This is a genomic window from Arthrobacter sp. HY1533 (assembly GCF_027568515.1).
GTDB lineage: Bacteria > Actinomycetota > Actinomycetes > Actinomycetales > Micrococcaceae > Specibacter.
In genome coordinates, this window is sequence record NZ_JANKZF010000052.1 from 1 (window position 1) to 5,942 (window position 5,942).

Sequence of the window (5,942 nt, forward strand, 5' to 3'; positions counted from 1 at the left end):
CGTCGCCCAACAACTCAACGGCCGACCACGTAAAACGCTCGGCTGGAATACACCAGCCGAGCGCCTACGCGACATACTATTGACAGCCTAACCACCAGTCGTGTTGCAACGACCCCCAGAATCCGCCAAGTCACCGGCCGCCGTCGCACTTCACGCCTAAAGCGCACGGGCCCCGGTTACATGGGCCCACATCCGCGAGGGGCCCCAAACAAAGACGCGCCAGCGGCTTTGTTTGGGGAGCGGTTGGGGACTAGTGGGTGTCCACTGCGCTGATCTCGGACTTGTCGCCGCTCCACTGGGTGTGGAAGGTGCCTTCAACGTCAACACGGCTGTACGTGTGGGCGCCGAAGAGGTCACGCAGGCCCTGGGTCAGTGCGGCTGGCAGGCGCGGGCGGCGCAGGCCGTCGTAGTAGGCCAGCGATGAGGAGAACACGGGAACCGGGATGCCCAGCTGGACGGCGGTGGAAACCACGCGGCGCCAGGCCGGGAGGACCTCTGCGATTTCGGCGGCGAAGGCCGGGGCGAAGAGCAGGTTGGCCGGCTTGTCCTCGGCAGCGTATGCCTTGGTGATGTCCTTGAGGAGCTCGGCACGGATGATGCAGCCGCCGCGCCACAGTGAGGCGATCTCATCGAGCTTGAGGTCCCAGTTGTATTCCTTGGCGGCGCTGGTCAGCATGTCGATGCCCTGCGCGTAGCTGATGAGCTTGGACGCGTAGAGTGCCTGGCGCACGTCTTCAACGAAGTCGGCGCCAAGTTCAACGGAAACCTCGTGCCCGGCCAGGACTTCCTGGCCGATGGCGCGCTGGTCACGCTGTGAGGACAGGCCGCGGGCAAACACGGACTCGGCGATGGCGGAGATGGGCGAACCCAGGTCCAGGCCGGACTGGACCGTCCAGCGGCCCGTGCCCTTCTGGCCTGCGGAGTCAACGATGACGTCAACCAGCGGCTTGCCGGTCTTGGCGTCAACGTGGCCCAGGACCTCTGCCGTGATTTCGATCAGGAAGGAGGCCAGCTGGCCTTCGTTCCACTTGCCGAAGATCTCTGCCTGCTCGGCCGGCTCGATGCCTGCGGCGCTGCGCAGCAGGTCGAAGGCCTCACCGATGACCTGCATGTCGGCGTATTCGATGCCGTTGTGGACCATCTTGACGAAGTGGCCGGCGCCGTCGGTGCCGATCCAGGCGCAGCAAGGTTCGCCGTCGACCTTGGCGGAAATCTTTTCCAGCAGCGGGCCCAGGGCATCGTAGGATTCCTTGGAGCCGCCGGGCATGATGGAGGGGCCCAGGAGGGCGCCTTCCTCACCGCCGGAAACGCCAACGCCCACAAAGTGCAGGCCCTTCTCGGCCAGCGCGGATTCGCGGCGGCGGGTGTCCAGGTAGTGCGAGTTGCCGCCATCAATGATGATGTCGCCCTCTTCCATGAGCGGCACCAGCGAGTCAATCACGGAGTCAACCGGGCCGCCGGCCTTGACCATGATGAGCACGCGGCGCGGCTTCTCGAGGGAATCGACCAGCTCGGCCAGGGTTTCGGTGCGGACGAATTCGCCTTCGGAGCCGTGGGCTTCGAGCAGGGCGTCGGTCTTCGCGACCGAGCGGTTGTGCAGGGCGACGGTGAATCCGTTGCGGGCCAGGTTGCGGGCAAGGTTGGCGCCCATGACGGCCAGGCCTGTGACACCGATCTGTGCAGTGCCGGTTTGTGCAGACATACTACCTCCATAAGTGAATTGAATGTTTCCTACAGCTTATCGGTGCCGGCGCCGGTTCCCCAGCGCGTCCCATGATTCGGTCACGGTGCCGGCGTCATAAATGTCACAACTGATGGCAACCGTATGCCAAATTGTCTCATGCGAGGCTGAAATTCAACAGCACTTTCCCGGAAACGGCCGAGTTTTTGGCGGTCTCAAACGCCTCAAGGCCGTCGCTGAGCGCGAATTCATGGGTGACAACCGGGTCAACAAACAGCGTGCCATCCGCCAGTGCGGCGATGACTTCGGTGATTTCCTCATTGAAGCGGAAGGAGCCCACAAGCTCCAGTTCACGGGTGATGGCCAACGATATGGCAACCGGTTGCGGCCCGGAGGGCAGCAAGCCAACCATGACCACGCGGCCGCCGCGGACTGCGCCGTTGATGGCCGAGGCCAGGCCAAAGTGGTTGCCGGAGGATTCAATGACAATGTCCGCCTCCACGGCGGCAATGGCCTCGGTGTCCCCCGCCTGCAGGACCACATCGGCGCCCACGGCCGCGGCGATCTCCAGTGGCTTCGGGTGCATGTCCACGGCAGTGATGTGTGCGGCTCCGGCGCGCTTGAGCACGGCGACGGCCAGGGCGCCAATGGGGCCGCAGCCCACCACCAGGGCGCTCTTGCCGCGGACCTCGCCTGCGCGGGCCACGGCATGCCAGGCCACGCTGGCGGGTTCCACCAGGGCCGCGTTGCGCAGCGACAGGCCCTCGGGCAGGGGGCGGAGCATGTGGGTGGGCAGGTTCGCGTACCGCAGGAAGGCGCCGTCGGTGTGCGGGTGGCGGGCCGCGCTGCCCAGGTAGGTGCAGCCCGGGGACAGGTTGGGCCGCTCCGCGGGGTACTTGGCGGCCCCGGGGCCCGGTGTTGCCGGGTGGACGGCCACGGGCGTGCCCACGGCCGGCCCCGTGCCGTCGGCCGCGGCCTGGACCACTGTGCCAACCACTTCGTGCCCCAGCACCATGGGGTCCTTGAGGATGGACTCCCCCGCCGCCCCGTGGAGCCAGTAGTGGAGGTCGGATCCGCAGATGCCGCCGTAGGCAATCTCGACGACGGCCTGGCCGGCTTCGGGCTGAACCAGGGCAACGTCCTCAATGCGGAGATCGCCCTTTGCATGGGCCACGACTGCCGGCGCGCTGGCTGGCAGCATGAACTCTTGCGTTGTCATCTCAGACCACCACCGTCATGCCGCCGTCGATGAAGATGGTCTGGCCGTTGACAAAGTCGGAGCCGTCCGAGGACAGCCACACGGCGGGCCCCACCAGGTCTGCGACGGTCCCCCAGCGGTTGGCCGGGGTGCGGCCCAGGATCCAGGTGTTGAACTTTTCATCGTCCACCAGGTTTTGCGTCATTTCGGTGTGGATGTAGCCGGGTGCGATCCCGTTGATCTGCAGCCCACCGGCAGCCCACTCGGCCGTCATGGCGCGGGTCAGGTTGCGCAGGCCGCCCTTGGCCGCGGTGTAGGCGGCGATGGTGGGGCGGGCCAGGTCGGTCTGCACGGAGCAGATGTTGATGATCTTGCCGTGGCCGCGGGCCAGCATGTTGCGGGCGGCTTCGCGGCCCACCAGGAATGCGCTGGTCAGGTCGGTGCTGATGACCCTGTCCCAGTCCTTCACGTCCAGCTCGAGCAGCGGCACGCGGTGCTGGATGCCGGCGTTGTTGACCAGGATCTCCAGCGGGCCCACATTGGCCTCGATCCAGGCAATGCCTTCAGCGGCGGCGGAGGCGCTGGTGACGTCGAAGGCCAGGGAACGGATCTGCCCCGGCGCAAAATCCTTCGCCATGGCGGCCTCGGCCGCGGCAAGCCGCTCCTCGTTGATGCCATGGAGCACCACCGTGGCGCCGGCCTGGGCCAGGCCGCGGGCCAGTGAGTTGCCGATGCCCCGGCTGGAGCCGGTCACCAGGGCCACCCGGCCGGTCAAATCAAACATTCCACTCATCAGTTCAGTCCTTCTTGCGTAGTCGGTGTTTCACTGTGGCGCACTTCCGGCGGCATTGCCGGCCGTGCACCGGCTATTTTTGCGTGCCGAGCCGTGCGATGGTTTCCCGCACCACGGCGAGATCCTCATCGCCCAGCCCCTGGTCCTTCAGCATTCCGTACAGCGAGTGGCCCGCCGTGGCCATGGGCGCGGCCGTTCCGGCGGCAGCTGCGCTTTCGAGCACAAAGCCCAGGTCCTTGTGCATGAACTTGGCCGGCCCCGTGGGTGCGTAGTCCTTGGCGGCAATGCGCGGCCCCACAATGTCCAGCACGGAACTCCCGGCCAGTCCGCCGGAGAGAACCTCAAAGAGCGCCGCGACGTCCATGCCGGAGTGTTCGGCGAGCTCGGCCGCCTCCGCGAGTGCCGCGGTGGTGGTTCCCACCAGCAGCTGGTTGCAGGCCTTGGCCAGTGAACCTGCGCCGAGGCCGCCCAGCAGGCGCACGGTGGTGCCCATGCTTTCCAGGATGGGGCGGACACGCTCAAAGGAATCGGCGGCGCCGCCGACCATGATGGCCAGCGTGCCGTTTTCCGCCCCGACAGTTCCACCGCTGACGGGCGCATCAAGCACCGCGGCGTGCCCGGCGCTGGCTTGGGCCACGTCTTCACCAAAAGCCTTCACGGCCTGTGGTGAAACGCTGCTCATGACCACGACGGCGGTTCCCGGCGCCGGGGGCTGCGCCCGCCACGACTCCAGCAGCGGGGCCGCTGCCTCGGCGATGAAGCCCAGGTCCGGGAGCATGAAGATGATGGTTCCGCAGTCCCGCAGCCCTGCCACTGTCGAAGAAACCTGTGCCCCCTGCCCGGCCAGCGCGTCAGCGGCCGCGGCGGAGCGGTTCCAGACCGTCACGGGCCAGTTCGCTGCCAGGAGGTTGGCAGCCATGGGGGCACCCATGTGGCCCAGGCCGGCAAATCCGATGCCCGGCGGGGCGGTACGGGCGGAGTCAGTTGCTTGCGTCATAGAACACCATTCCTCACAACTTTGTGGTTGGGTTTTTCATGAGACATAAAGTCGCAATTGTTCAGTATTCTAACCACAATTCAGTATGATGAACATCATGACCCTCAATAATCTCACCGTCGCGATTGCCGTCCCGCTCGAAGCAGAGCATGTGGAGGCCATCCGAAACGCCAACCCGACCGTCACAGTGCTGTACGAGCCCGAGCTCCTGCCGCCCGAGCGCTTCCCGGCCGACCACTCGGGCGACCCCGCCTTCACGCGCACGCCCGAGCAAGAGACCCGATACTGGGACATGCTGCGCAGCGCCGACGTTCTCTACGGCTTCCCCAACGAGAACCCGGCCGGACTGGCGGCCATCGCCTCCAGCGAAAAGCTCCAGTGGATCCAGGCCATGGCAGCCGGCGCCGGCGGCGCCGTCAAGGCAGCAAACCTTCCCGATGCCGAGCTGGCCCGCATCAAGGTCACCAGCTCCGCCGGCGTGCATGCATTGCCGCTGGCCGAGTTCGCCATGATGGGGGCACTCAACGGCCTCAAGCGCTCCGCCGAATTGGCCGCCGACCAGGCCGCCAAGCACTGGCCCGAGCTGCGCACGCCCACGCGCCTGGCCAGCGGCTCGCACGCGGTCATCACCGGCCTGGGCGAAATCGGCCTCGAAACGGCCCGCCTGGCCCGCGCCCTGGGCATGAAGGTCAGCGGCACCAAGCGAAACGTGGAGCCCATCGAGGGCATCGAAAAGGTCACCGACACCGCGGGGCTGCCTGCCCTGGTGGCCACGGCCGACATTGTCATCAACACCCTGCCGGGCACCCCGTACACGGAGAAGATGATCAATGCGGAGATCTTCAACGCCATGAAGCCCGGCACCATCCTGGTCAACGTTGGCCGCGGCACCGTGGTGGACGAGGACGCGCTCCTTGAGGCACTGGAGAACGGCCAGGTCTCCTTCGCCTGCCTGGACGTCTTCGCCGTGGAGCCGCTGCCCGCCGCCAGCCCCCTGTGGGAGCACCCGCGTGTCATGGTCTCCCCGCACACCTCGGCCCTGAGCTCCGCCGAGAACCGCCTGATCGCCGAGCGCTTCATGGACAACCTGCAGCGCTTCCAGTCCGGCGAGCCCCTGCTCCACGAGGTGGACACGGTCCACTTCTACTAAGCCGCACCGGCACAAAGGGGAGCATCCTTCGGGAGGCTCCCCTTTTGCGTGCCGCCCCCACGGGTACGGCGTTGCTGTCCCAACCACGACGCCGGCCTGCCGCCTCCCAGGGGAAGGCGGCAG

The 5,942-nt window shown here is 66.7% G+C and carries 5 protein-coding genes; 1 reads left to right on the plus strand and 4 read right to left on the minus strand.

Going from position 1 to position 5,942, the window contains the following annotated elements; all coding sequences use genetic code 11:
- Nucleotides 1-250 precede the first annotated feature (250 nt).
- The 4 genes from gndA to PCK14_RS19220 all read right to left on the minus strand — a co-directional run bounded on the left by gndA (nucleotide 251) and on the right by PCK14_RS19220 (nucleotide 4,669).
- Nucleotides 251-1,702: an NADP-dependent phosphogluconate dehydrogenase gene (gene gndA, locus PCK14_RS19205; protein ID WP_269940126.1), complete on the minus strand. Its 1,452-nt coding sequence runs from the start codon at nucleotides 1,700-1,702 to the stop codon at nucleotides 251-253.
- A gap of 136 nt (nucleotides 1,703-1,838) precedes the next feature.
- On the minus strand, nucleotides 1,839-2,900 hold the full coding sequence (locus tag PCK14_RS19210) for an L-idonate 5-dehydrogenase (RefSeq protein ID WP_269940127.1): 1,062 nt from the start codon (nucleotides 2,898-2,900) through the stop codon (nucleotides 1,839-1,841).
- Between the two features lies 1 nt (nucleotide 2,901).
- A complete protein-coding gene (locus PCK14_RS19215; protein WP_269940128.1) occupies nucleotides 2,902-3,672 on the minus strand; it encodes an SDR family oxidoreductase in 771 nt (256 codons plus the stop codon).
- A 73-nt stretch (nucleotides 3,673-3,745) separates the two neighbouring features.
- Nucleotides 3,746-4,669 carry an NAD(P)-dependent oxidoreductase gene (locus PCK14_RS19220; RefSeq protein ID WP_269940129.1) on the minus strand — a complete coding sequence of 308 codons (924 nt, stop codon included), beginning with the start codon at nucleotides 4,667-4,669 and terminating at the stop codon, nucleotides 3,746-3,748.
- 85 nt (nucleotides 4,670-4,754) lie between these two features.
- On the opposite strand from PCK14_RS19220, the gene PCK14_RS19225 reads away from it, so the two are divergent.
- Complete coding sequence (locus tag PCK14_RS19225) at nucleotides 4,755-5,819, plus strand: D-2-hydroxyacid dehydrogenase (protein ID WP_269940130.1); 1,065 nt, start codon at nucleotides 4,755-4,757, stop codon at nucleotides 5,817-5,819.
- Nucleotides 5,820-5,942 lie beyond the last annotated feature (123 nt).

What these genes read in the sequence shown, in the direction of transcription:
- PCK14_RS19210 (WP_269940127.1), bottom strand. Translation starts at nt 2,900, where the DNA reads ATGACAACGCAAGAGTTCATGCTGCCAGCCAGCGCGCCGGCAGTCGTG.
- gndA (WP_269940126.1), bottom strand. Translation starts at nt 1,702, where the DNA reads ATGTCTGCACAAACCGGCACTGCACAGATCGGTGTCACAGGCCTGGCC.
- PCK14_RS19215 (WP_269940128.1), bottom strand. Translation starts at nt 3,672, where the DNA reads ATGAGTGGAATGTTTGATTTGACCGGCCGGGTGGCCCTGGTGACCGGC.
- PCK14_RS19225 (WP_269940130.1), top strand. Translation starts at nt 4,755, where the DNA reads ATGATGAACATCATGACCCTCAATAATCTCACCGTCGCGATTGCCGTC.
- PCK14_RS19220 (WP_269940129.1), bottom strand. Translation starts at nt 4,669, where the DNA reads ATGACGCAAGCAACTGACTCCGCCCGTACCGCCCCGCCGGGCATCGGA.